Here is a 24,947-nt window from a genome sequence, read left to right as displayed (position 1 = left end):
TCCGGTGGCATTTTGGCGTTCCTGTCCAATATATATCTCTCATGGATAAAGACTTGGGCCAAAAACGCGCAGTGCAGTATCTCTATCCCCCGCTTGATCCGTTTGACCAGCGTATGATGGATGTAGGGGACGGGCATACCATCTATGTAGAGCAATGCGGCAACCCGCAGGGCATACCCGTAATTGTCCTGCATGGGGGCCCCGGAGGCGGGTGCAGTCCGGCGATGCGGCGGTATTTCGATCCGCGCATCTTTCGCGTGGTCCTGTTCGATCAGCGCGGCTGTGGGCGGTCGCGCCCGCATGCAAGTATCAACGACAACACCACCTGGCATCTGGTCGCCGATATCGAAAAGATCCGAGCGGCACTGGGAGTCGAGCAATTCATCGTCTTTGGCGGCAGCTGGGGGGCGACGCTGGCGTTGATCTATGCGCTGAGCCATCCCGAACATGTGCGCCAGCTGGTGCTGCGCGGCGTTTTCCTGATGACGCAGGCCGAGCTTGACTGGTTTTATGGAGGGGGCGCTGGGCTGTTCTGGCCAGAGCCATGGGCGCGGTTCGAGGACCTGATCCCCGAGGATGAGCGTGGCGACATGATCGGGGCTTATAACAGGAGACTGTTTTCCGGGGATCTGCAGACGGAAACGAAATTCGCCAAAGCTTGGTCGAGCTGGGAAAATGCGCTGGCCAGCGTCTATTCCAGCGGACAGGGGGGCGAGGCCCCCGGCGAATACGCCCGCGCCTTTGCACGGCTTGAGAATCACTATTTCACCAACTCCGGATTTCTTGAGACCGACGGCTGGATTCTGAAGAATATCGATCGGATTGCCCACATTCCGGGCGTTATCGTGCAGGGCCGATATGACATGATCTGTCCGCCGACGCGGGCGTGGAATCTGGCGAAGCTTTGGCCCAATAGCGATCTGCGGATGATCCGCAACGCTGGTCACGCCCTGTCAGAGCCCGGGATCAGTGCGGAACTTGTGCGGGCGATGGATCAGATTGCCGGGGTAGAAGGCTGATCGGTGTCAACTTTCGCGCTGGCAGAGTGAATTGGCAAAGATGTGTTTACACCCGGGATCCAAACGTTAACGTAAGCACTTAAATAAAAAACTGAACTGGCGCTTCCTTGTCCACTGTTCTCAAAATCATTCTGCAGCGACTGGCCCTTGGGGTTCTGACGCTGTTCGTTGTGTCCATCCTTATCTTTGCTGCGGTGAACATGCTGCCGGGGGATTTTGCCCAGGCCATTCTGGGGCAGGGGGCGACGCCCGATGCGGTAGAGGCCATCCGTCGCGACCTCGGACTCGACCAGCCACCTGTTGCCCGGTATTTCCAGTGGCTTGCCGGAGCGCTTCAGGGCGACCTTGGCAATTCCTTTGCTCAGGCGAACTTTGCCAGCTTCGTCGGCGCGGACAGCGGAGGCAACACGGCTTCGGTCGCCACGCAGATCGCGCCCCGGTTCTGGAACACGATGTTTCTGGCGGGAGTGACTGCGCTGATCGCGGTGCCATTTTCGGTGGTGTTGGGCATTCTTGCCGCCCTCTACCGCAACTCGGTTTTCGACAAGTTTACCAACATCTTCACCCTGTCCTCGATCAGCAGTCCGGAATTTTTCCTCGCCTATATCCTGATCCTGTTTCTTGCGGTGCTGAACCCCTGGCTTCCGAGCCTGTCCAATATCTATCAGGGCATGGGCTTTGGCGAGCGGCTTGAAAAAACGCTGCTGCCGGCGTTGACGCTGACGCTTGTGGTGACCGCGCACATGATGCGGATGACCCGGGCCGCAATCATCAACCTGCTGGCCAGCCCCTATATCGAAATGGCGCGTCTCAAAGGCCTTAGCCCGATGCGGGTTATCGTCCGCCACGCGCTGCCCAACGCGCTGGCGCCAATCATCAACGTGATCGCGCTGAACCTTGCTTATCTTATCACCGGTGTCGTCGTGGTCGAAGTCGTGTTTGTCTATCCCGGCATCGGCCAGCTCTTCGTGGACTCGGTCAAAATCCGGGACATCCCTGTCGTACAGGCCTGCTGCCTGATCTTTGCGGGTGCCTATATCCTTCTCAATCTGACGGCGGACATCATGTCGATCATCTCGAATCCGCGCCTGAGGCACCCGAAATGAGTTTCTGGCTGGAGATCATGGGCGTTCTTCTGGGCTGTCTGGCCGCAGGCTGGCTGTTTCAGTTTGCCGGGGAAAAGATCACTCACGGCAAGCCGTTCTTTCGCGACATGCCGCTGAGCATTGCCTTTGGCTATGCGCTGGGTGCCGTGGTTCTGGTGTGGATCGTCTGGTCCTATTACCTTGCCCGCACGCTGGAAGCGCCCGAGGTGAACAAGTACTTCTTCTTCCGCCGCGCGATCGACGCGTTCATCCTGTTCGCCATCGCTGCCTGGCTGTTCCGCCTGCTTGGGCGGTCCGTCGGCACGCAGGGCACGAAAAAGCTGTTCCGCCAGATGCCGCTGACGGCCAGTTTTGGCCTGCTGACGATCCTCATCTACGCACTTTTGGCCATTTTTGCCGGGGTGCTTGCGCCCTATGGGCAGGAGCAGATCATTCAGGGGGCAGCGGCGAATATCGCCCCCGGCGGTGATCCGGCCATGGGGGGCAACCCGGCCTATCCGCTGGGCACCGACCAGATCGGCCGCGATATCCTAAGCCGTTTGATCTATGGCGCGCAGAACACTGTGGGCATCGCCTTTGCCACGACCTGTCTGGCGTTCGTTCTGGGGGGCACACTTGGCTTTCTGGCGGCAACGCTGGGCGGCTGGCTTGATCAGGTGCTTAGCCGTGGGGTGGATGTGCTGATGGCGATTCCGTCCCTGATCTTTGCACTGCTTCTGATGACAATCGCCAGCGCCTGGGCCGGGTCCGAAAAGGGTCTTCTGACATTCTATATGGTGGTCATCATCGCGGTGATTGACTCGACCCGGGTGTTCCGGCTTGCGCGGGCAGTGGGTGCGAATATCGTGGTGATGGACTATATCGAGGCCGCCAAACTGCGCGGCGAAGGCCTGTTCTATCTGATCTTCAAAGAGATCCTGCCAAACGCCATCTCGCCTCTGCTGGCCGAGTTCGGCCTGCGGTTCTGCTTTGTCTTCCTGACGATTGCCTCGCTGTCCTTTCTGGGCGTCGGTATCCAGCCACCGCTGGCCGACTGGGGCACGATGGTGCGCGATCTGGCGCAATTCATCAACTTCGCCGCTTTCGCGCCGCAGGTCGCATCTGCGCCCCTATTGGCCGCAGGCGCGATTGCGCTGCTGACGGTGGCTGTCAATTTTGTCGTTGACTGGATGTTGCACAGATCGTCGGGGTTAAAGGAATGAGCCGCCTGCTGACCATGAAAGACGTCTGGATCGAGGGTCGTTCGGACGAATCCTGGAACCCGATCATCAACGGCATCGACCTGCATCTGGACAAGGGCGAGGTGCTGGGGCTGATCGGTGAATCCGGCGCGGGTAAATCCACCATGGGTCTGGCTGCGATGGGGTTCTGCCGGGACGGCGTGCGGATTTCCAAGGGCTCTGTGGAATTCGAGGGGATCGATTTGCTAAAGGCGTCAGCTGCGAAAAAACGCGCCCTGCTGGGCAAACGCATCGCCTATGTGGCGCAGTCCGCAGCGGCATCGTTCAACCCTGCACACAGGATCATCGATCAACATACCGAAGGCCCGGTCCAGCACGGCGTCATGTCCAAAAGCGAGAGCGAACGGGACGCGATGGAGCTTTATGCCAAGTTGCGCCTGCCGGATCCCGAACAGATCGGCTTTCGCTATCCGCATCAGGTCAGCGGCGGACAGTTGCAGCGCGCTATGACGGCGATGGCCATGTCCTGTCGACCGGACCTGATCATCTTTGACGAACCGACCACGGCGTTGGACGTCACCACCCAGATCGAGGTGCTGGCCAGCATTCGCGACATCGTCGAACAGTTCGGCACTGCTGCGATCTATATCACCCATGATCTGGCTGTGGTCGCGCAGATGGCCGACCGCATCAAGGTCCTGCTAAAGGGTGACGAGGTTGAAACCGCCGACACCCGCACCATGCTGAGCAGTCCAAAAGAGGATTACACCAAGAGCCTCTGGGCCGTGCGCGATTTTGTCCGCCCGGCAAAGCCTGCGGTTCATACCTCGGCAACCCCGGTTGTGTCAGTGCAGGGCGTGACGGCAGCCTATGGTAAGGTCGATGTCCTGAACGAGGTGAGTTTCGACATTCACGAGGGGCGCACGGTCGCGGTGGTCGGCGAATCCGGGTCGGGTAAATCCACGACAGCACGCTGCATCACCGGCCTGCTGCCGCCACGCCAAGGTGTGATAGAGTTCGATGGCGTCGCGCTTCCTGCCGATTACCGCAAGCGTAACAAGGCGCAACTGCGTCAGGCGCAGATGATCTATCAGATGGCGGATACCGCGCTGAACCCGCGCAAGACAATTGGCGAGATCATCGGTCGCCCGGTAGAATTCTACATGGGCCTTAAAGGGCGCGAAAAACGTCGCCGGGTCGAGGAACTTCTGGACGAAATCGAATTGCCGGCTGATCAGTATATCGACCGGCTGCCATCGGAGCTGTCCGGTGGGCAAAAACAGCGGATCGGCATCGCCCGCGCACTGGCGGCAGAGCCGAAATTCATCATCTGCGACGAGGTGACATCGGCACTGGACCAGCTGGTAGCCGAGGGTATCCTCAAGCTTTTGGCGCGTCTTCAGGACGAACTTCACCTGAGCTACATGTTCATCACCCACGATCTGGCCACCGTGAAATCGATCGCGGACGAAGTGGTGGTGATGAAGGATGGCGAGGTTGTTGAACAGGGGCCGAAGGCGCAGATGTTCCAGCCTCCGCATCATCCATACACGGATCTTCTGCTGAGTTCGGTTCCCGAGATGGATCCGGATTGGCTGAGTACACTTCTTGCAGAGCGTGGCATCGACAACATCGGCGATGCGGCTGTGAACAAGATGAGCTATAATGGAACCCAGTCCAAGGGTTGCTAAAAAAACGCGGGGGCTGCCCTTCGCGGATAACAAACAGGGAGACTATCAATGATGGGAATTAGCAGACGCGGATTGCTGAAATCCGGCGCAGCGGCGGGTGTCCTTGCGGCCACAGGCCTGCCGGTCATGGCGCAGGCCAAGCGCGGCGGACGGCTGCGGGCCGGCCTGAACGGCGCAAACACCTCGGATAGCTGGGACGGTCGGACACATTCCGACCTCTACATGATCGCCTCGGCGCAGGGCGCAGTTTTTGACAGCCTGACCGAAGTCACGGCGGACGGGTCGCTGGTGGGCGAACTGGCCACCGATTGGGAAGCGAGCGAAGATGCCAAGACCTGGACGTTCAACCTGCGTCAGGGCGTGACTTTTCATAACGGCAAGGCATTCGGTGCCGATGACGTGATTGAATCGCTGCAACTGCATGTGGCCGAAGGGTCGAAATCGGCGGCGCAGCCGATCGTTGCCTCGATCGCCGAGATGACAAAAACTGGCGATTATCAGGTGCAGTTCACCCTGAATGCGGGCAATGCCGACTTCCCCTACCTGATGTCGGACTATCACCTGCTGATCTATCCGGCGGGCCAGGTCGAAGAAGCCATCGCCAAGGGCATCGGCACAGGTCTTTACGCCGTGCAAAGCTTTGAGCCCGGTGTACGCATGGTCGCCAAGCGCGTGGACAGCCACTACAAGGGTGACGCGGCAGGCTTCTTTGACGAGATCGAATATATCGCGATCAACGATTCCACGGCACGGATGAACGCGCTGCTGACCGGCCAGGTGGATGCGATCAACCGCATCGACTTCAAGACCGAGGCATTGCTGAAGGCCAACCCGATGGTGCGGATCCAGGAGGTCACGGGCAACCAGCACTACACCTTCCCGATGTTGACCAAGGTCGCGCCCTTTGACGACGTGAACGTGCGCCGGGCGTTGAAATACGGGATCAACCGCCAGGAACTGGTGGACAAGATTCTGCAGGGTCATGGTCTTGTCGGCAATGACACGCCCATCGGGCCGGCAAACCAGTATTATTACGGCGACATGGAGCCGCTGTCCTACGATCCGGACAAGTCCAAGTTCTACCTGAAAGAGGCAGGCCTGACCTCGCTCGACATCGACCTGAACGTTTCGAATGCGGCTTTCAACGGTGCTGTAGATGCGGCGCAACTCTATCAGGCGTCGGCCAAGTCGGGCGGCATCAACCTGAACGTGGTGCAGGAACCGGCGGATGGCTACTGGTCCAACGTCTGGCTGAAAAAGCCGTTCTGCGCCTCCTATTTCTCGGGCCGTGCGACCGAGGACTGGATGTTTGCGACCGCTTACGAAGCAGGTGTGCCGTGGAATGACAGCCAATGGGACCAGCCACGGTTCCAGGAACTTCTGCTGACGGCCCGCGCGACGCTGGACACGACCAAGCGCAAGGATATGTATCACGAGATGCAGCAGATCCTGCGTGACGATGGTGGCGTGATCATCCCGATGTTTGCCAACTACGTGCAGGCGGTCAGCAACAAGGTTGTGTCGCCCGATACGGTCGGCAATCTTTGGCAGATGGACAACGCGCGCATGGCTGAACGCTGGCACATGGCCTGAGCCCCGCGACATTGATAGAAAAAGCCCCACCGGTTGGTGGGGCTTTTTTGTTGCGTGTCGGTTTGTGAAGCTCTGACAGGGCGTCCTAGCTTCGCAGCAGGCTCAGAGCATCGCGTCGTAGTCGTTCACGAGCAGATGCACGGGATCTTCGTCTTCCTCGATATTCGAGAAACGGCCGATTTCCATCTCGAAGATGTTGTCTAGCAGATCGTCGTTCACCGTTGAAACCTCGACGATCAGCACGTCGCCGCCTTCGCCCCAGAAGGCATGCCAGTCTCCTGGCATCAGGGTGACGGATTCACCGGGATCAAGTTTCAGTAGCCCGCCGGCCTGAACTGTGCGCGCAATGCCGTCGACCATCACGGTCACGTCCGAGGTGCGGTCGATGCTGCCATCGGGGTTCGAAGCGAAAAGCTCCATCACCAGTTTGCCGCCGCCACGGTTGATGATGTCCTCGGCCTTCAGGTCATGGCGGTGCATCGGGCTAAGCTGCTGATCGCGCGATATCATGATCTTTTCGGCATATAGCATGCCGCGCCCCTTGCTCAGATCGCTGAGGCGCCCATTCCGGGTGGTGAACAGAAAAAGCCCCATCTCGTCGAATTTTTCGGCGCCATAGTCCGTGATGTCCCAACCCATCCGCCGCGCCTTGATCTGGCTATGATCAGCGGCGCGCAGTTTGTCGGGTGCCCAATAGGCAAAGGGCGGCAGGATAACGCCGTGTGAGCGGATGAAAGCATCGCCTTCGCGCAGGATTTCATTGATGCGGGACCGTTTCATCAGGGAACCTCAGATTGCTGTTTGCGCGAACATACCCCTGCACGGCCTCAGCGACCAGCGCCGCAATGCGTATTTTTAAAGAGAAGAAGCGCTGGGTGGAATTGCCCCTCTTCTCTTTTCAAATAGGTTGGTGAGCGTCAGCGTCCCTCGACCCGGTCCAGATCAAAGCACGTAACGGCTGAGGTCTGTTGAACGGCTGAGGTCGCCCAGATGCTTTTCGACAAAGCCGGCATCGACAGTCACCTGTTCGCCGTCCTTGTCCGGCGCATTGAACGACAGCTCCTCAAACACCCGCTCCATAACGGTATAGAGCCTGCGGGCGCCGATGTTCTCGACCGATGTATTGACCTCGGCAGCGATCCTAGCGAGCGAGGCAATTCCGTCTTCGGTGAAGGTCACCACGACGCCTTCGGTTGCCATCAGCGCGGTGTATTGCCGGGTCAGGGCATTGTCCGTCTCTGTCAGGATGCGGACAAAATCGCTTTCGGTCAGGGGGCGCAGGTTGACGCGTATCGGCAGACGGCCCTGAAGTTCCGGCAAAAGGTCCGAGGGTTTGGCGATGTGGAAGGCGCCGGAGGCGATGAACAGGATGTGGTCAGTCTTGACCGCTCCATGTTTGGTGGCAACGGTGGTGCCTTCGATCAGGGGCAAGAGGTCGCGCTGCACGCCCTCGCGGCTGACATCGCCGCCACGCGCGTCAGAGCGGGCACACACCTTGTCGATTTCGTCGAGAAAGACGATGCCGTTCTGTTCGACCGCTTCCAGCGCTGCCGCTTTGACCGTTTCGTCATCCAGCAGCTTGTCCGCTTCCTCCGAGATCAGCAATTCATAGCTTTGCGAGACGCTCAGGCGTTTGCGGGCGGTGCGCTGGCCGAAGGCCTTGCCAAAGATGTCGCCCAGATTCATCATACCTGCCCCGGGCTGGCCGGGGATATCCATCTGCGGAAATGGGCTTGCCGTTTCCGCAACGTCGAGCTCGATCATCGTGTCATCCAGCTCGCCTGCCTTCAGCTTCTTGCGGAACATTTCACGGGTGGCGCTGCGGGCATCTTCGCCGGCGATTGCAGAAATCACGCGCTCTTCTGCAGCTTGGTGGGCGGCGGCCTTGACGTCATCGCGCATAGTTTCACGGGTCAGGGCGATGGCCGAGTCGACCAGATCGCGGATGATCTGTTCGACATCGCGGCCGACATAACCGACTTCGGTGAATTTGGTTGCTTCGACCTTGATGAACGGCGCGCGGGCGAGTTTGGCCAGGCGCCGGGAAATCTCGGTCTTGCCGACGCCCGTGGGTCCGATCATCAGGATATTCTTGGGATAGACTTCGTCGCGCAGATCATCTGAAAGTTGCTTGCGGCGCCAACGGCTGCGCAGCGCAACGGCCACGGCGCGCTTTGCGTCCGACTGGCCGATGATGAACCGGTCAAGTTCCGAGACGATTTCGCGGGGGGTCAGGTCTGTCATGGGGTATCCTTTCGCCACGGTAGGACCGGGCAAAATTTCTTATCAAGAAATTTGCCAAAAGTTTCGGGGAAACTTTTAGCTGCCGATGGTTTCCACAGTCAGGTTGCCGTTGGTATAGACGCAGATGTCCGCGGCGATGGCCATTGCACGGCGCGCAATTTCTTCGGCATTCATTTCGCTGTCCATCAGGGCGCGGGCTGCGGCCAGCGCGTAGTTGCCGCCCGATCCAATGGCAGTAACGTCGTGTTCCGGTTCCAGCACGTCACCGGCGCCGGTTATCACCAGAAGATCGGTGCCGTCGGTCACGATCAGCATAGCTTCAAGCTTTTGCAGGTACTTATCAGTTCGCCAGTCCTTGGCCAATTCGACACTTGCGCGTTGCAGCTGGCCCGGGGTCGCCTCAAGCTTGGCTTCCAGCCGTTCAAGCAATGTGAAAGCGTCCGCAGTGGACCCGGCAAAACCGCATACAACGTCATAGCCACCCGGATTCAGCCGCCGTACCTTGCGCGCGGTGCCCTTGATCACGGTCTGACCGAGGCTCACCTGACCATCGCCGGCAATCACCACCTGTCCGCCCTTGCGGACGCCGATGATCGTAGTGCCGTGCCAACCGGGGAAGTCGTTTTCTGCCATTGTCAGTCCTTTCGTATCCCACCGCATATGGGAGTGGGGCCCTGCTTGTGCAAGCGAATGCGGCGCTCGTGAGACCTGTAGCGTTCCCGGCGGCGATTTTCAAACCCTTGATAAGGCGCAGTTTTGACCCGTTAGTGACGAACCGAAAGGGCTATTCGGTTCGAAGTGAGGCATCGAATCTTCATCGTTAAGCCGTCACTTTGAGTCAGAAAAAGACCCCGCAAAAAAGAAACGGCCCCGAAAAAGCGGAGCCGTTCCAGAAAATTCAGTGGTCACACGATCAGATGGATCCGTCGATCCAGCTTTTCAGGGCAGCCTTGGGTGCTGCGCCGGCGCGGTTCGAAACCACCTGGCCGTCCTTGAAGATGAACAGCGCGGGGATCCCGCGCACGCCCATTGCGGCGGCGGTGTTCGGGTTCGAATCGACATCGACCTTTACGATCTTGATCTTGTCGCCATATTCGCTTGCGAGATCCTCAAGTGCCGGGCCGATCTGCTTGCAAGGACCGCACCATTCAGCCCAGAAATCAACCACGACGGGAACGTCGGAGCCTTTTACCACGTCGTCAAAGGTGGCGTCGGTTACGGCAACTGTGGCCATGAGAGTCTCTCCTAACAAAAAGGGGGTGTGACTTGCGTCATTTGATGCAGAAGGTATGGACCCGCCCGGGGCACGTCAAGGTGTGCCCGCGCGTCTTATAGCTTGTGTCACAAGCGCGTGTGGCAACGGCATATAGTGTGCGGTGCGGGTCCAAAGCAGCCCGACCTCTATATCGCGGTCTGGATACAGCGCGCCCAGCATGGCCAGGTAGGCACCCATCTGACGCAAAAGCCCTTCGGGGCACGCGGCCGCGTTGTCTGGAACCGTGCGGTTGGTTTTGAAGTCCACCGCGGTGATTTTTTCTGATGTGACGATCAACCGATCTATGATGCCATGCAGCCGTCCGAGAGGCGGAACATCTGCGGTCAAGGGCACTTCGGCCAGACTGCCGGGTGCAAAGAGATGGCTCAGCGCCGGGGGGGCCATCAGCGCAAGGGATTCCTCGACCAGCGACAGGGTGTCCTGGTCCGGATCTTCGCCCGCCCAACGTTCGGCCATGCCAGCGCGTTCGGTGGCTGGCAGGAGGGCGAGGTGTTCAAGTAGTTTATGCATCCGCTCGCCACGTGCTTTCGCAACTTCGGAGTCATCCCCATCGGGTCCGGGCAGCGCCTTGGCACCGCCCAGGTCCGAGGGTGTCCTGACCTCGGGGGGCGGGACGGGTATCGGGGCGGTTTGCAGGAAGTGTTCGGGCAGCTCCGGGATCACTTCGTGTCGCACGTCAGGGTTGGTGAAGGTCAGACCGGACAGGTCCGTGACACCCAGTTGCAGACCCTCACCCGTGCCGAGATCGCCAAAACCGTAGGTCTGTGGCACGGCGCCAGAGCGATCCAGACCCTGTTTTACCCGGTCGTACCAGGATTCACCGTTTTTGCCCAATTCGCCAGCGGCGGCGACGATCAGCCACTTTTCTGCCCGGGTCATGGCCACATAAAGCAGCCGATCCCGCTCGCGCGATTGTGCTTCTTTCGCGATTTCCTGCGCTGCGGTTTGCGCAGGAGGCATCAGGGTCGACGCCTGTTTCCATAGCACCGTGTCGTCCTGGTTTAGCAGCGCGTCGCGCAGAGCGGTCTGGGGCTGGGCGCAGTCCGGCAGGATGACGATAGGCGCTTCCAGCCCCTTGGCGCCGTGCACGGTCATTACTCGAACCCGCCCCCCGGCGCTGTCGGCGGCGCGCTTGATGGTCAGGTCGTCGGTCTGCATCCATGTCAGGAACCCGGTGAGTGAAGGCACCGAGTTCTGTTCATAGGCCAGTGCCTGCTGGAGCAGAGCATTGATGCCATCCTCGGCCTCGTCCCCCAGCCGGCCCAACAGTCGCTTGCGACCCCGATGCCGGGTCAGGATTCTCTCGATCAGGTCGAAGGGGCGCAGAAAATCGGTCTGCGCCATCAGGTCGCCCAGCGTGTCCATCACCTGCGGAAAATCTTGGGCCCGTTCGCGTAGTGCGGTCCAGAGATAGCCCTTGCGGCCCTGCGCCAGCCCGAAAAGCTGGTTTTCGCTGAGGCGGAACAACGGTGATCGCAGCGCGGTGGCAAGCGACAGATCATCCTCGGGTGTGGCGAGGAAAGACAACAGCGCGCCAAGGTCGCGCACGGCAAGTTCGGCCATGACCTTGAGCCGATCTGCGCCGGCAATCGGTAGGCCCTCTTGTTTGCAGGCGCGGATGATCTCGGTGAAAAGGCGCGATCGGCCCCGCACAAGGATCAGGAAATCGCCGGCATGGACCGGTCGCGTTTCGTAGGTACCGGAATGGCCGATCTCAGTGGGCAGCGGGGTGCCTGCATCGATGGTTTCACGCATGAAACGGGCAATGCGCTGCGCAAGGATCACGGTGTGGTGCCGCTGGCCTACCTGATCAACGGGGTCGTGCCAGTCGCCATCCTTGTCCTCTTCGGTCTTGGGAACATGGGGCCAGAGATCGACGCGACCGGGCATCTTCTCCTTGAACGCGACGTGGCCCTGCGCGGCGGAAAAACCCGAAGCCTCGGACCCCACAAAGGTGTTGTCGACCAGCCGCAGGATCGGTTCAGCAGACCGGAAACTGTGGTCCAGTGTCAGATCGTTGAGCGGTGAACCGGTCTTTTCCAGCCGGGCGGCAAAATCATCCCGCATGCGATCGAATTCACGCGGATCGGCACCTTGGAAGGAATAGATCGACTGTTTTTTATCCCCCACGACAAAGATCGTCCGGTTTACATCGGCACGCGCCCCGTCGCCGGATGTGAATTCCTGCGCCAGCCGTTCGATCACCTGCCATTGCGCGGGCGAGGTATCCTGTGCCTCGTCCACCAGAATATGGTCGATGCCGCCATCCAGCCGATAAAGCACCCACTGCGCCACGCGCGGGTCCGACAGCAGGGCGCGGGCCTTGTCGATAAGGTCGTCGAAATCCAGCCAGCCACGACGCTGCTTTTCAGCGGCATATGCGGGAAGGAAGGCTTGGGCAAAGCGGTGCAGCACGATGTCACGCCGGGCCGCGCGCAGGGCAAGTTGGATGTTTCGGGCGTCTTCGACCCGCAGGGCAAGCTCATCCAGACGGGCGGTCAGGTCGGGATTTGCCGTACGGACAGCCTTGGCCGGGAAATTTTTGCGCAGCGTGCCAGTCTGCGTCAGCAGCGCTTTCGTGAGAATGGTCAGACCGTCTTCGTCAGGCTGGTCAAAGGCAGACAGAATAGCGGCCGCTTTCTGATCATTGCTGCCGCTCGCCTTCAGCAGGGGGATCAGCGATGTTATCAGATCGACTTCGCTGCCCAGAAAGGTGGATGCGAGCAGCTGGCGCATGTTCGCATCCGGTTTCAGACCATAAAGCGCGTGGATCGTGGCGTCGTCGCGAGGGGGCAGAAATGCGTCGGGCTTGCGGACGATGTCACGCAGCAGCGCCTCGGGTTCGTCGTTGGTAAGGTACTGGGCCAGTGCCGCCACCAAATGTGCCTGCGGTCCATCCGAAAACCGATCAAGGATATCGGTCCGCAGCAGATCGGCGGCGCGGTCCTCCATCTCCTTGAATTGGGGTGAAACTCGCGCTTCGAGAGGGAAGCGGCGGAGGAGGGCGGCGCAGAACGAATGGATGGTCTGAATGCGCAATCCGCCCGGGGTTTCGATAGCGCGTGCAAACAGCGTGCGGGCCTTTTGCAGAAAGTCGCCCGACACACCGGTATCGACGCCAAGCAGACCTAATTCATCCCGCAATTTGTCATCAGGCAACATCGCCCAGGCACCAAGACGGCGAAACAGGCGGTTCTGCATCTCGGTCGCGGCGGCCTTGGTATAGGTCAGGCACAGGATGTGTTCGGGCAGTACGTCCCCCAGCAGCAGCCGTGCGACACGGTCGGTCAGCACTCGGGTCTTGCCGGAGCCAGCATTGGCCGACAGCCAGGTGGACAGGTCGGGGCTTGCGGCCTGAACCTGTCGTGCGCTTGCATCGTCGCGGATCATTCCAGCACCTCCCTGACTGGGAGTTGCGAAACGTCCCATTCGCCAAACCGGGCAAGCTGATCATAGTCGGACACATCGCCCTCTTTCAGCATCGCGCGACGTGCAGTGTAACCTTTGTCCGGCTCGAAATACTCGCGGATCAGTGACTGGAATTCCTCCCAGACCTTTGCTGTGGTGGTGTCGTCCAGCGGGGCGTCCACCTCTGCCGGGGAAGTGCCCAAGGCGATGTAGGCGGCACGGATCGTGTGGCGCGCCGAAAGTCCCTCAAACCCCTGATTTTCGACCATCGCGGCCTCCAGCAGTAGTTGCTTGTCGAAATACTTCTGCTCGGATTTTCCGGGGGCGTTGCCGGTCTTGTAGTCATAGATATAGGCGTTGCCATTGGCATCCAGATCTATGCGGTCCGCCTTGCCCACGAGAGCAAAGTTGAGTCCCGGAAGTGGCACCCGGCCCTTGATCTCGATCCGTGCGGGGTGCGGCAGGGCGTGGCTCTGGCGGATGATTTCCGAGGCCACAAACCAGTCGGCGATCCGCGCGACACGGGACTGCCAGAGGTGGCGCATGGTCGGAAAGGGAATGTCGCGCGCAATGATCTGCCGGGTGACGGCCAGCAAATGGTCGGTCGTCAGCAGGGCAGGGTCGTCGATCACGTCGCGCAGAAACTGCTCCATCACCTCATGCACAACGATTCCACGCATCAGCGCATCGGGCGCGCGTTGCAGAGGATTGAGAGGGTAGAGTTTGAGAATGTGTTTGGCATAAATCGCATAGGGATCGCGGATCAACCGCTTGATTTCCGTGACAGAAAGCTGGGTCGGTCGGGTTGCAACTGGTGGCACCGGTGAGGGACGCGGCGCGGAAGGGGCCGGTTCGGGCGCCTCAACCGCGCGAGCCATGGCAAGCCAATGCGCGCCGCGCTGCTTCATCGCGTCCAGCGCGGCGGGACCATTCCGGTCGGGCAGACCGCGCATCAGGTTCATCATCCGGTTGACCCATCGCGAGGGAACCGTCTCGGCATCGTCGGATTTTATCGACCGGGTCAGCCAGACCTCGGGTGCAGCGACGGCCTGCTGAAAATCATGCGCGGAAAGGCCGATACGCCGTTCCGGCAGCAACAGACCCGCATCATGGCGCAGCTTGCGATTCAGCCAGGGGTCGGCGCCGGGCATTTCGGGCCAGCTGCCTTCGTTCAGCCCACCAAGGATGAGCAGATCGGCCCCCATGATCCTCGCCTCGATCGTGCCCCAGATGCGGATATGGGGGTGGGGCGTGTCGGGGTTACGCACCTCGCCACGTGCCAAGACCGCACCGAAGACGTCGCCATAATCGCGCGCACCCATTGTGCCGCCATGCGCCGCTTCACGTTGCAGATCCGCGACGATGTCCTTTACTGCACGGCCTGCATTTTGGGCCCAGAGCTCCGAGGCATCGTCGCTGAGCGAACCTGCGGCAATGGATTCGGCCCGTTTGACATGAAGGCTCAGCCATTCGCCAAGGGGAATTTCCCCGGCTTCCGGTGGTTGAACGAAAACAGTGATAATCCAGTCTATCCAGCCTGTGTTTTCGGTTGTTTCGCCCCAAGCGGTCAATACTTCGGCGGTAGGATAGGGGATGCCATTGCGCCGGATGTAGAGCTCCAGATCGCGGGTGTGACGCAGGTGATCGCTACGCCCCGCGCCGGTATGGGTCAGCGGGTGTTTGAGCAGCGTCAGCAACGCCTCAGCGGTCAGATCCTGCTGGAACAGGGCAGCCACGTGACGCAGGAACCGGCCCGGAGGGGTGAGTTGCGGGGGAATGCCGGCGCTGTCATCCGGCAGGATGTTCCAGCGGTCGAGCGCGGCAGTCACCTGACGCGACAGCATCCTGTCCGGCGTGATCAGTGCAGCTGTCTGCCCATCCTCGGCCGCTTGCCGCAGGCGCAGGGCGATGGCCAGCGCCTCTTCGCGGGATGACTGTGCCTCGACCAGTGTCAATTCGGCTGTGGCGGCATCGAGCAGCGGCAGCTTCGGTCCCTCGGTCAGCCATTGACTGGTCACCGGGGCAGGGCGCAGGGCCAGAGAAATCAGGCTGTTGCGGCCTGCGTTAGGCGGATTCTGTCCCGTCCATGGCAGGACGTCATCCGGGCGCAGATCAAGCGCGGCCAGCATGGCGGCAAAGCGGAACTGGGGGTGGTCCTCTCCGGTGAGGCTGTCGGTCAGCTTGTCCCAGACCGTTTCGGGCATGTCGAAGTCATACCCCGGAACCACAACGGCACCCTGCGGCAGGCGGGTGGCTGCGTGAATCAGTTGCGCGGTGGTCCTGCGCGATCCGGTCGAACCCGCGATGATCACGGGATGCCTCGGCGGGTTTTCCGCCCAGCGGGCAAGGGTCTGTTCCACCGCAATCCGCTGCAATGCACCGGCGTCGGGTGTTTCGTCAGAAAGGTCGAAATAGCGCTGTACGATCCGCAGAAACGTCAGCGCGCGTTCCCAGTGGCCGGACTGATCCGAGACATCCAACGCCTCGATCCGGTCGGGGGGCACGTTTTCGATCTGCATCTCGTCCATGAGCCCGGCCAGACTGTCAGCCAGATCATACAATGCGGATCGTGGCGCAAGGTCGGGCTGGCGTTCAAGAAGGGTCGACACCAATTGTACCAGTTCCAGACGGCGGCGGAGCGGCGAAACCGGTTCTGGCAGGATGAGGCCGACGTCGGACAGATCGGTCAGCAGGCGGATGCGGGGCAGAAAGCTGGGTGGGCCTGCATCGAAAATCTCGCGCAGGCGGCGGCGCATGCGGTGGGTGTTCACGATCAGCTCGACCCGGGCCATCGCCTCGGGCGGCTGTCCGGTCAGGCGGTCGCGCAGGCCTCTCACCAGTGCTTCGGGAAAATCGACGCCGGGGGCAAGGCCGAAAAGCCTCGGGGAGGAGGAGGGTTCAAACATCGGGTAGCAGGGTTTCAGCCAGCGTGATGCCGTCGGGATGGCCGACGTCGCACCATTTTCCCGGGTAAGTGAGGCCGAACAACCGCCCATTGGCCTGCATTTGGTTCCAGAGCAGGTTGAGCGAAAACGCGGTCTCGGCGATGTCCGCCAACCTGTCCGTGCGCAGAACCTGCGCCCCGGTATAGACAAGGTCCCCGCCCCGGTGCAGGCGCCCCTGATCCAGACTGAAATCGCCCACCCCCTTGCGGCCCAAAGCCTGTGGCAGAGGCACGCACAGCAAAAGGGCGTCCATCCGATCAGGATCCCAGGCCGCGCTGAGCAGGTCGAGCGGGTTCGGCCCGGACCAGATCGCGTCGGTGTTGAGCGTGAACACCGGCTCTGCTCCAAGCAACGGCAGGGCGGCACGCAAGCCACCGCCGGTGTCGAGGATCTCGGGCTGTTCAGGCGAAATCATGACGTTCCTGCCCGAGAGGTGCGCCGCCATCTGATCCGCCATGTAGTGCGTGTTCACGACCCGGCGCAGTGTGCCGTGCGCGTCGACGATATCCAGTGCGTGGTCGATCAAGGGGTGCCCCCCCACGGGGATCAGCGGTTTTGGTCGGTCTTGTGTCAGCGCACCCATGCGGGTGCCGAAACCGGCGGCGAACAGCATTACTGCGTCGGGCATGAGAGTCTCAGTCTGGCGAGGATGTCAGGGGTTGGCGGCGGCAGTACCGGATTGAGGATCGCCGCGACAGGTGCCAGCGCCGGGTGTGCGAGGTCGGTTTGCAGGTGACCCCAGACCCGGTGCATCAGGTTCAGATACTGCGATTTTCCATTTCTGGCGAGGCGGGCGAATACGCCTAGAATGCGCAGGTTGCGCTGGGCGCCCAAAACCGCGAGCGCGGAGCGGAAGTCGGCATCGGAAAGCCCGCTTTTGGTCACATAGTGGCGGATGACGCCATCGGCTGTCGACCGGGACACGTCGCGGCGCGCGTCGGTGAGCAGCGAAGCAAGGTCATAGGCACGGTGACCCTGCAGCGCGTCCTGAAAGTCGAGCAGTCCGGTCCGGGCCGGGCCCACGCGGTCAGGCAACCAAATCAGGTTTTCCGCGTGAAAGTCACGCAGGATCATCACATCGGTGTCGGGCGCATGGGTGGCTAGAGCTGCCTCAAACTCGGCGATGCAATCGGCCTTGGCTTGTGGCGCGACATTGCCGGTCGCGTTGACGAGGTAGCAGTCAAAGGCAAGGTCGGTCATCTGCGCCAGTTTAGGTGGGGTGGCGGCGTCCAGCGCCGGAGCGGATTGCCGATGCAGCGTCAGAAGGGTTTCGGTGGCGGCGAGATAGAGCGCTGTTTCCTGTGCCGGATCGGCGGCGGACAACGTTGCGAAAAGGGCGTCGCCCAGATCCTCGATCAGAAGTAGCCCGTTGGTGTGATCATCGGCAAGGATTTGGGGTGCGCTAAGGCCAAGACTGGTCAGATGGCGGGATAACCGGGCAAAAAGCGCGGTGTCACCATCGGGATCCTGCATGAGGATGGCGGTGTCACCGTCGCGAGCAAGGCGGGTGTAGCGGCGGGCCGAGGCATCGCCCGCAATGGGCGTCATCGCGGCCCCTGACCAGCCCGCTTCAGCCAGAAAGGACCGTGTCATGCCGCTACCGGTGCGCAGAAGTCAAAGATCAGGCCTGTCATGGAATCGCCCAACGGACTGCAGCACATGTGTGCAACGGCCTGCGCCGGACGGGCTGTATCGCACGGCGTGGTAAATCTAAGGTATTGGTCAGTGATCATGCGGGCAGCTTTACCTGCACTGTCCGCCACTGCAACCCGGATCAGCCCTCGCTGGTCAGGCGCAGCCGGGGGGGCGCCGAAACCATGCGCTGCTCGGACTGTTTAAAGCACACGACAGTAGCGCCACCGGAAACGGGCTCAACCGTGCAATCTACGATCATGCCGTTCCTTAGTGTGAGTTCTGCATCCCAAGTGGCGCGGTCCTGACCATCCAGAACGAAATCGCGCAGCTCGGGCCAGATCGGGCTGGCTTCGCAAGAAGACTGCCAATGCAGTGTCGCGTCGAGCACCGTCATTTCGGCTAATGTGCTGTCGGGGTCGGTATTCCACAACTCGCGATATGCGGTATTGCAAAAGGTGAGCACTCCAAGATGTGAGAAGACAGCGACAGCGTGATCGAAAGCGTCCAGTACAGACTGGTTCAACTCCATTTCCGCCCGGAATCGGCGGGTCAGCGAGATTTCCGCACTGATGTCTTCGATCAGAAATGCGATGGCGCCATCGGGATGGGGTCGTCCCGTGATCTTGTAAGTCAGGCCAGACGGCAGCGACCAGACTTCTGAATAGCGGTCATCGCTTGCCGCAGCGACCAGTTCCGCCATCTGTTCGCGCCAGCCGGAATAACTTTTGGGTTCCGGCATCATGCGGTTTTCGCGCATATGATCGAAAAAGGACAACAGGTTGGGACGCCCTGTCAGGAAATCTGCCGACAGCGACGTGAGGTCGATCAACGCTGGATTGAACAGGGCAAGCTGCCGGTTGCGGTCGAACACGGCAAGACCGATCGGAAGATATGCAAAGGTTTTGGTCAGGGTCTGAAGGAAATTGCGTTGTGCCGTCTCGGCCCGGACGACCGCGTCTATATCTATCCCGTGGTGCAGCCAGGTTCCGTTCGACTGTCGCGAGGTGATTTCAAACCAGCGGTGATTTTCGCGCGCTGTATCAGAGATACTGGTGCGGCACCGCGTCGGCTCAGGCGTCTTGGGCATGGCGATGTCGAACAGCGCGGCGTCTGGCTGTTCCGTGCCGATCTTGTCACAAAGGTCACGATAGGCGGCATTGGCCCAGATGACACGGCCTTGTGCGTCGCTTTCCCAAAATGGACTAGCGATCGAGGCCATTGCAACGCGCAGCATGTCAAGTTCGGCGCTTTGCAGGATGCATAGCGTCATTTCTGCTGGTGAAGGCGCAGGACCAAACAGTTCAACCCGTAAGCCGTCGATATCCGGCTGCACCGCGAGTCTGCATTCCGGTTGATTTTTTGCGTGCAGGACCAGCGATTTTTTGGGTTCTTCTGCCGGGAGGTCGGGAAAGACGGCAACCAGCAACTTGTGGATCTGCTGCCATTCTGCATCGTCGAACGGGATGCCAGTCAAAAGCTGGCGGGCAGAATCGCTTGCACTATAAATCCGGCCGCTGCGCATGAGGAACACGATGTCATCGTCTGATTTGGTCGGCTTGACGACGGTACGGACCTTTGGGTTGCGACTGAAGAGGATCAAGCATCCTAAAAGGGCTGCGAAACTTGCGCAGACTCCAATTCCAAGAGCAAGAATAACGTCCAAAGTCATCTCCAACAGTCGTGATACCACCCAGACGCAAGTGTGATGGATAGGATTAACAAGGTGTTACCCAGGCCTGGTGACGCTGGGTCAGGCTTCGAGCGGTCGATTCTCTCCCATAGCGACGCCGCGCTGGCCGACTTCAGAGACGATCTTGGAGCGGGGCCAGACGACCTCGACTATGGCACCTCGGCGTTCGCCCTGCTGGGTCGAAGGCACAAATGGATGGGACCCGTTGGCAAAGCTCAGCTCGGCACCTGTACGTTCGAGCAGAGTCTTGGCAATGAACAGACCAAGGCCCATACCTTCGTACTCCGGTCGGGACCTTCTGTCGACAGTGTTGCGCCGCTGGCGGACAAAAGGATCGCCGATACGACCGATAAGATGGGGGGGAAATCCCTGCCCGTCGTCAATAATGCGGATCGACACGGTACTGTCAGTCCAGAGGGTTTCGATCCAGATATTCGCCCGGGCGAAATCAACTGCGTTCTGCACCAGGTTCCGCAGGCCGTGGATGATCTCTGGGCGCCGCAGGATCTGTGGTTGGCCGAATACGCCACTGCCGGTTGGACCGTCTTCGATGTGGATTTCCTTGCCGCGACCCTGATGGGGCTCTGCCGCCTCTCGGATGACTTCGGTCAGAGGAGCCTGACGCATATGCAGGTCATCCTTTCCGACGCGGCCCATCGACCGCAGGATATCGCGGCACCGGTCCGCTTGTTCCCGTATCAGCCGCGCGTCGTCCTGCAAATCCGGGTGGTCAGCCAGCTCTTCGATCAGCTCCGAAGACGTCAGTTTGATCGTTGCCAGTGGTGTGCCAAGCTCATGCGCAGTGGCAGCGATCACCCCGCCCAGATCATTCAGCTTTTGCGCCCGTGCCAAAGCCATCTGGGTGGCGGCGAGCGCATCGGACATGGAGTGCATTTCTGTTGTGATGCGCCGCGCGTAGATCGAAATAAAGATCAGCGCGATACTGATTGCCGCCCATTGGCCAAAGACAAAGATGTCGGGCAGCCGTAAAACCTCTCCCGCTTCGGTGCGAAGTGGCAGGTGCCAGACCACCAGTGCAGTGATCAGGGCAAAGGCGGTCCCGCCCAACATCACGGTCGAACGCAGGGGCAGAACAGCCGCGGACACGGTCACCGGCCCCAGAACCAGAAGCGAAAACGGGTTGTTCAGCCCGCCTGTGAGGTAAAGCAGGAAACACAGCTGAAGCAGGTCGAACATCACCATCAGCAGGTTTTCGGATTCCGAAAGGCGTTTGTTCTCGGGAAACACAAAGATTGCGACCATATTGCCCATGACGGACACGCCCACGGCAAGGTAACAGAGGCCGAGTTCAAGCTGGAGGTTGAACAGCCACTCTGCCACCGTAAGCGCGGCAAGCTGGCCGACGATGGCGAACCAGCGCAGCAGGATGATGGTCCGCAAGCGGATCCAGTTGCTGCGGTTGTGTTCCCCCATCAGGCCGATTTCGGTCGAAGACATGTACGCTTCCTTGCACGGATGAAAGCAATTCTTAGGTGTCGCAGGCCTGTTAGGCAACGACGCAGAAAACATGAGGAAACATAAGATGAGCCGCATCGCCGCCCTTGCTGCAGGGACCGCCATCGCCGCATTGGTGGCCGGAATCTGGTACGTCACGATGCCCCGAACCGGGGATGATATTTTTGCCGACTGCCGGTCGTCGCAGATCGCCGGCGGGTCAGACACCATCGGCGGAGACTTTACCCTGGTGGATACCACCGGAAAGACAGTGAGCAGCAAGGATGTGATCACCAAGCCGTCGTTGGTCTATTTCGGCTACACCTTCTGTCCAGATATCTGCCCCATAGATAACGCCAGAAACGCTGAGGCTGTTGATATACTTGAAGAAAATGGAGAAGAGGTGACGCCGGTCTTTATCACCATTGATCCGCAGCGCGACACACCCGAGGTGATGGCATACTATGTAGCCAATATGCACGATCGGATGGTTGGGCTGACAGGCAGCCCAGAGCAGATCAAGGCGGCAAGTCAGGCCTATCGCACCTACTACAAGGCGCAGGAAGCTGACGATGAGTACTATCTGGTCGATCATTCGACCTTTACCTATCTGGTGCTGCCGGAATACGGCTTCGTGGAATATTTCCGCAACGATCTGAGTGCCGATCAGGTGGCGGAACGGGTCGGGTGTTTCGTAGAAAAACTCTGAGTTTTCAGGATAATTTGACCCTCCTTGTGTCGCAGGTTAAGTGACAGGACAGACAAGTCCTGACTGGAGGGTCGGAAGTGGCAGCAGAACGCGCAGTAGACGAATTGGGGGATGATCGGACTCTGCTTTTGGTGGATGATGATGAACCTTTTCTGCGTCGCCTTGCCAAGGCCATGGAAAAACGTGGTTTCGAGGTAGAGATGGCCGGTTCGGTTGCAGCCGGATCGGCGTTTGCCACCGCCCGCCCGCCAGCCTATGCCGTGGTCGATCTGCGGCTAGAGGATGGCAACGGTCTGGATGTGGTCGAAGTGCTGCGCGAAAAACGGCCCGATTGCCGGGTTGTGGTGCTGACGGGGTACGGCGCGATTGCGACGGCTGTGGCTGCGGTCAAGATTGGCGCAACAGACTACCTGTCCAAACCGGCGGACGCGACGGATATAACCAACGCCCTGCTGGCCAAGACCGATGACCTTCCGCCCCCGCCTGAAAACCCGATGTCCGCAGATCGCGTGCGTTGGGAACATATCCAGCGGGTATACGAATTGTGCGACCGCAACGTGTCGGAAACCGCGCGGCGGCTAAATATGCACCGACGGACGCTTCAGCGTATCCTGGCGAAACGAAGTCCCCGCTGACTTCAGATTTCTGAATGCGCGACTCACTGTTGGTGTTATGGTGACGTAAGGTCATTTACGGCAGAGAGTTTAACATGAAGATATTAATCAGCGCTGCGTCCGCATCGTTTCTGATGACGTTCGCGGCAGTGGCGGCGCCAAGCGTGGAGCGAGGTGCCTATCTGGTGCAAGGCCCCGCAGGTTGTGGCAACTGCCACACGCCACTCGGCCCGACGGGGCCGGATATGGCCAAAGAGCTTTCGGGGCGCGTCGTCGAAGATAACCCTGCCTTTTTTGCGGTTGCGGCCAATATTACGCCCGGTGGTCGCGTGGCGGGTTGGACCGATACCGAATTTGCCCGTGCTATTCGTGAAGGCATCCGCCCCGATGGCAGTGTGATCGGGCCGCCCATGCCCTTCACCATGTATCGCGGGCTTGGCGATGACGATCTGATGTCCATGGTCATGTATCTGCGCACCGTTCCGACGGTTGAGAATGACCCCGGCACTTCGGCCTATCACATTGACCTTCCCCCGGCCTACGGGCCGCCAGTTGCCAGCGTGACGGCACCGAATCCTGGACCGACGGCGGAATATGGGGCCTATCTGGCCAGCGCCGTTTCGCACTGCATGGAATGTCACACGCCCATTGGGCCAATGGGTCCGATGGTTGGCACAGATCTGGGGCGGGGTGGATTTGAATTCCATGGGCCTTGGGGCACCTCGGTCGCGTCGAACCTGACCAGTGGGCCGGACGGATTGGCGCACTATACGGATGACGAAATCAGGGTGATGATCACGCAGGGTCAAAGGCCCGACGGGTCTGCCATGTTGCCACCGATGCCCTATGGCTACTTCGCGCAGATGGCCCCTGATGATCTGGCTGCCGTGGTGGCATATTTGCGCACTCTTCCGCCCTTGGACTCTGCGAAATAGTCATAGCCATCACTGGGGCTCAGAGAGCGAAACGTTTGAGGATGCGAGGCGCGATGGGGGCTTCATCCCATCTGCCATAGTCCTCGAAACCACGGCTTTGGTAATAGGCCAGACCGCCGACATTGTCCGTGCGAATCACGGCGATGATGGCGCGGTATCCAAGTGCGCGGGCGGCGGCACTTGTGGCATTGAACAGGGCGGATCCAATGCCGATACCGGTTTCGCCCATCCGGACATATGATGCGATATCGCAGGTATCCAGCGGCAGATCCGGATGCGGTTCAATGAACTGAAAGCCCAGGATCCGACCAGTTTCATCCTCGGCCACATGCCAGGCCGAACGGTCCGGCGCCATCGCCATCCAAGCGGTCAGGTCCGCGGCGGCTAAGGGTTCCGAAATCGCGGTGGTGCCGCCCTGCGCGACGATGGCGTTCAATAGGTCGGCCATGTCGCGTGTGTCCAGCCTGCCGGCAGCGCGGACTGTCAGCATTAGAGTTTGTCCATGAGGCTGGCGTGACGCGCGGTGAATTCGGCACGGACCATCGGTGCGGGGCGCAACTGGATGTCCAGCCCGTCGATCAGCGAAGGGGCGGGGCGACCAAAGAAGCGGTTCGCCTCTGCCTCTGAAAATCCGGCGATTTGCGTTGACTCCATCCAGGCGCTGATCTTGTCGGCACGTTTGATCTGTTTCTTGACGGATACGGGAATGGCCGCGGGCAGGCCAAAACGGATATGGATGGCCGCAGTCAGCCGGTCATCCAAGGCGCCGTAGTCCGGACCGACAGCCGCCTTGACGGGAGAGATCATGTCGCCGATCACATATTCGGGCGCGTCGTGCAAAAGGGCCGCCAACCGCCATTTTACTGGGGCGTCAGGCCAGAGGCGGGAATACAACGCTTCGACCAGAAGGGAATGTTCGGCGACAGAATAGGCGTGATCGCCGCGTGTCTGGCCGTTCCACCGCGCGACAAAGGCAAGGCCATGGGCAATATCCTCTATCTCGATATCCACCGGGGTGGGGTCAAGCAGGTCAAGACGGCGACCAGAGAGCATTCTTTGCCAGGCGCGGGGCTGTTTGGGCATGATGGGCGACTCATCTCAGGCTCAGGGGGGTGGCCTTTGACGTCGCATAGACGACAGTGCCATGCAATGTTTGGACTGTCTTGGGCTGCGTCATTTGGCGGGGACCTTTTGTTAAGCGGATTCTGATCTACGTTGCGACACAAATCGAGGGATGGTAGTCCCGCCTCAACTAAAAGACATGCATTGGAGTGCCGGAATGGCGAATGACTATATCATCAAGGACATCGCGCTTGCCGCATATGGCCGCAAGGAACTGGATATTGCCGAGACGGAAATGCCGGGCCTGATGGCATTGCGCACCGAATTCGGTGAAGAGAAGCCACTGAAGGGGTCGCGTATCGTCGGGTCTCTGCACATGACGAT

21 protein-coding genes are annotated in these 24,947 nt (G+C 60.1%); 9 read left to right on the top strand and 12 right to left on the bottom strand.

What is annotated here, in order from left to right; all coding sequences use genetic code 11:
- Positions 1 to 41: 41 nt before the first annotated feature.
- The 5 genes from pip (at position 42) to CHB75_RS04505 (ending at position 6,590) form a co-directional block, all read left to right on the top strand.
- Positions 42 to 1,019: a prolyl aminopeptidase gene (gene pip, locus CHB75_RS04525; RefSeq protein ID WP_089269348.1), complete on the top strand. Its 978-nt coding sequence runs from the start codon at positions 42 to 44 to the stop codon at positions 1,017 to 1,019.
- A 107-nt stretch (positions 1,020 to 1,126) separates the two neighbouring features.
- Entirely contained in the window at positions 1,127 to 2,125 is a 999-nt protein-coding gene (locus CHB75_RS04520; protein ID WP_089269347.1) for an ABC transporter permease, read from the top strand.
- Complete coding sequence (locus tag CHB75_RS04515) at positions 2,122 to 3,327, top strand: ABC transporter permease (protein WP_089269346.1); 1,206 nt, start codon at positions 2,122 to 2,124, stop codon at positions 3,325 to 3,327. The genes CHB75_RS04520 and CHB75_RS04515 overlap by 4 nt, the downstream gene beginning before the upstream one ends.
- Positions 3,324 to 4,997 (top strand): ABC transporter ATP-binding protein, encoded by a 1,674-nt coding sequence (locus CHB75_RS04510; RefSeq protein ID WP_089269345.1) that lies wholly within the window; start codon positions 3,324 to 3,326, stop codon positions 4,995 to 4,997. The genes CHB75_RS04515 and CHB75_RS04510 overlap by 4 nt, the downstream gene beginning before the upstream one ends.
- A gap of 48 nt (positions 4,998 to 5,045) precedes the next feature.
- A complete protein-coding gene (locus tag CHB75_RS04505; RefSeq protein WP_089269344.1) occupies positions 5,046 to 6,590 on the top strand; it encodes an ABC transporter substrate-binding protein in 1,545 nt (514 codons plus the stop codon).
- A 102-nt stretch (positions 6,591 to 6,692) separates the two neighbouring features.
- Here CHB75_RS04505 and CHB75_RS04500 read toward each other — a convergent pair whose 3' ends face one another.
- From CHB75_RS04500 to regB, 10 genes are all read right to left on the bottom strand, one after another.
- The gene (locus tag CHB75_RS04500; RefSeq protein WP_089269343.1) at positions 6,693 to 7,370 is read right to left on the bottom strand and encodes a D-lyxose/D-mannose family sugar isomerase; all 678 of its coding nucleotides are present in this window, start codon (positions 7,368 to 7,370) and stop codon (positions 6,693 to 6,695) included.
- Between the two features lie 162 nt (positions 7,371 to 7,532).
- The gene (gene hslU / locus CHB75_RS04495; RefSeq protein WP_089269342.1) at positions 7,533 to 8,834 is read right to left on the bottom strand and encodes an ATP-dependent protease ATPase subunit HslU; all 1,302 of its coding nucleotides are present in this window, start codon (positions 8,832 to 8,834) and stop codon (positions 7,533 to 7,535) included.
- A 75-nt stretch (positions 8,835 to 8,909) separates the two neighbouring features.
- Entirely contained in the window at positions 8,910 to 9,467 is a 558-nt protein-coding gene (hslV, locus tag CHB75_RS04490) for an ATP-dependent protease subunit HslV (RefSeq protein ID WP_089269341.1), read from the bottom strand.
- 280 nt (positions 9,468 to 9,747) lie between these two features.
- Positions 9,748 to 10,068, bottom strand: a complete 321-nt coding sequence (gene trxA / locus CHB75_RS04485; RefSeq protein WP_089269340.1) for a thioredoxin — start codon at positions 10,066 to 10,068, stop codon at positions 9,748 to 9,750.
- Between the two features lie 75 nt (positions 10,069 to 10,143).
- Positions 10,144 to 13,500 carry a double-strand break repair helicase AddA gene (gene addA / locus CHB75_RS04480; RefSeq protein WP_089269339.1) on the bottom strand — a complete coding sequence of 1,119 codons (3,357 nt, stop codon included), beginning with the start codon at positions 13,498 to 13,500 and terminating at the stop codon, positions 10,144 to 10,146.
- The gene (gene addB / locus CHB75_RS04475; protein WP_089269338.1) at positions 13,497 to 16,424 is read right to left on the bottom strand and encodes a double-strand break repair protein AddB; all 2,928 of its coding nucleotides are present in this window, start codon (positions 16,422 to 16,424) and stop codon (positions 13,497 to 13,499) included. The genes addA and addB overlap by 4 nt, the downstream gene beginning before the upstream one ends.
- The gene (locus CHB75_RS04470; RefSeq protein ID WP_089269337.1) at positions 16,417 to 17,091 is read right to left on the bottom strand and encodes a nucleotidyltransferase family protein; all 675 of its coding nucleotides are present in this window, start codon (positions 17,089 to 17,091) and stop codon (positions 16,417 to 16,419) included. Before CHB75_RS04470 ends, addB begins: the two co-directional genes overlap by 8 nt.
- Positions 17,076 to 18,056 carry an aminoglycoside phosphotransferase family protein gene (locus CHB75_RS04465; protein WP_089269336.1) on the bottom strand — a complete coding sequence of 327 codons (981 nt, stop codon included), beginning with the start codon at positions 18,054 to 18,056 and terminating at the stop codon, positions 17,076 to 17,078. The genes CHB75_RS04470 and CHB75_RS04465 overlap by 16 nt, the downstream gene beginning before the upstream one ends.
- Positions 18,057 to 18,237: 181 nt before the next feature.
- Positions 18,238 to 19,698, bottom strand: a complete 1,461-nt coding sequence (locus CHB75_RS04460) for a PAS-domain containing protein (RefSeq protein ID WP_245840707.1) — start codon at positions 19,696 to 19,698, stop codon at positions 18,238 to 18,240.
- Between the two features lie 150 nt (positions 19,699 to 19,848).
- Positions 19,849 to 21,246: a sensor histidine kinase RegB gene (gene regB / locus CHB75_RS04455; protein WP_089269335.1), complete on the bottom strand. Its 1,398-nt coding sequence runs from the start codon at positions 21,244 to 21,246 to the stop codon at positions 19,849 to 19,851.
- A gap of 85 nt (positions 21,247 to 21,331) precedes the next feature.
- Between regB and CHB75_RS04450 the strand changes: the two genes are divergently transcribed.
- The 3 genes from CHB75_RS04450 (at position 21,332) to CHB75_RS04440 (ending at position 23,501) form a co-directional block, all read left to right on the top strand.
- Positions 21,332 to 21,952, top strand: a complete 621-nt coding sequence (locus CHB75_RS04450) for an SCO family protein (protein WP_089269334.1) — start codon at positions 21,332 to 21,334, stop codon at positions 21,950 to 21,952.
- Between the two features lie 77 nt (positions 21,953 to 22,029).
- Positions 22,030 to 22,587, top strand: coding sequence for an ActR/PrrA/RegA family redox response regulator transcription factor (locus tag CHB75_RS04445; protein ID WP_089269333.1), 558 nt, complete (start codon positions 22,030 to 22,032; stop codon positions 22,585 to 22,587).
- A gap of 74 nt (positions 22,588 to 22,661) precedes the next feature.
- Complete coding sequence (locus CHB75_RS04440; RefSeq protein WP_089269332.1) at positions 22,662 to 23,501, top strand: cytochrome c family protein; 840 nt, start codon at positions 22,662 to 22,664, stop codon at positions 23,499 to 23,501.
- A gap of 19 nt (positions 23,502 to 23,520) precedes the next feature.
- On the opposite strand, the gene CHB75_RS04435 is transcribed toward CHB75_RS04440, so the two are convergent.
- Together CHB75_RS04435 and CHB75_RS04430 are read right to left on the bottom strand one after the other, a co-directional pair.
- Positions 23,521 to 23,991 carry a GNAT family N-acetyltransferase gene (locus CHB75_RS04435; protein ID WP_089269331.1) on the bottom strand — a complete coding sequence of 157 codons (471 nt, stop codon included), beginning with the start codon at positions 23,989 to 23,991 and terminating at the stop codon, positions 23,521 to 23,523.
- On the bottom strand, positions 23,991 to 24,584 hold the full coding sequence (locus CHB75_RS04430) for an HD domain-containing protein (RefSeq protein WP_089269330.1): 594 nt from the start codon (positions 24,582 to 24,584) through the stop codon (positions 23,991 to 23,993). The genes CHB75_RS04435 and CHB75_RS04430 overlap by 1 nt, the downstream gene beginning before the upstream one ends.
- A gap of 196 nt (positions 24,585 to 24,780) precedes the next feature.
- On the opposite strand from CHB75_RS04430, the gene CHB75_RS04425 reads away from it, so the two are divergent.
- Positions 24,781 to 24,947, top strand: a 167-nt coding sequence (locus CHB75_RS04425) for an adenosylhomocysteinase (RefSeq protein WP_141135076.1), incomplete at its 3' end; no start/stop codon positions are given.

Origin of the sequence: Puniceibacterium sediminis (genome assembly GCF_900188035.1) — a bacterium.
GTDB lineage: Bacteria > Pseudomonadota > Alphaproteobacteria > Rhodobacterales > Rhodobacteraceae > Puniceibacterium > Puniceibacterium sediminis.
This window is presented reverse-complemented; position numbering and strand designations above follow the sequence as displayed.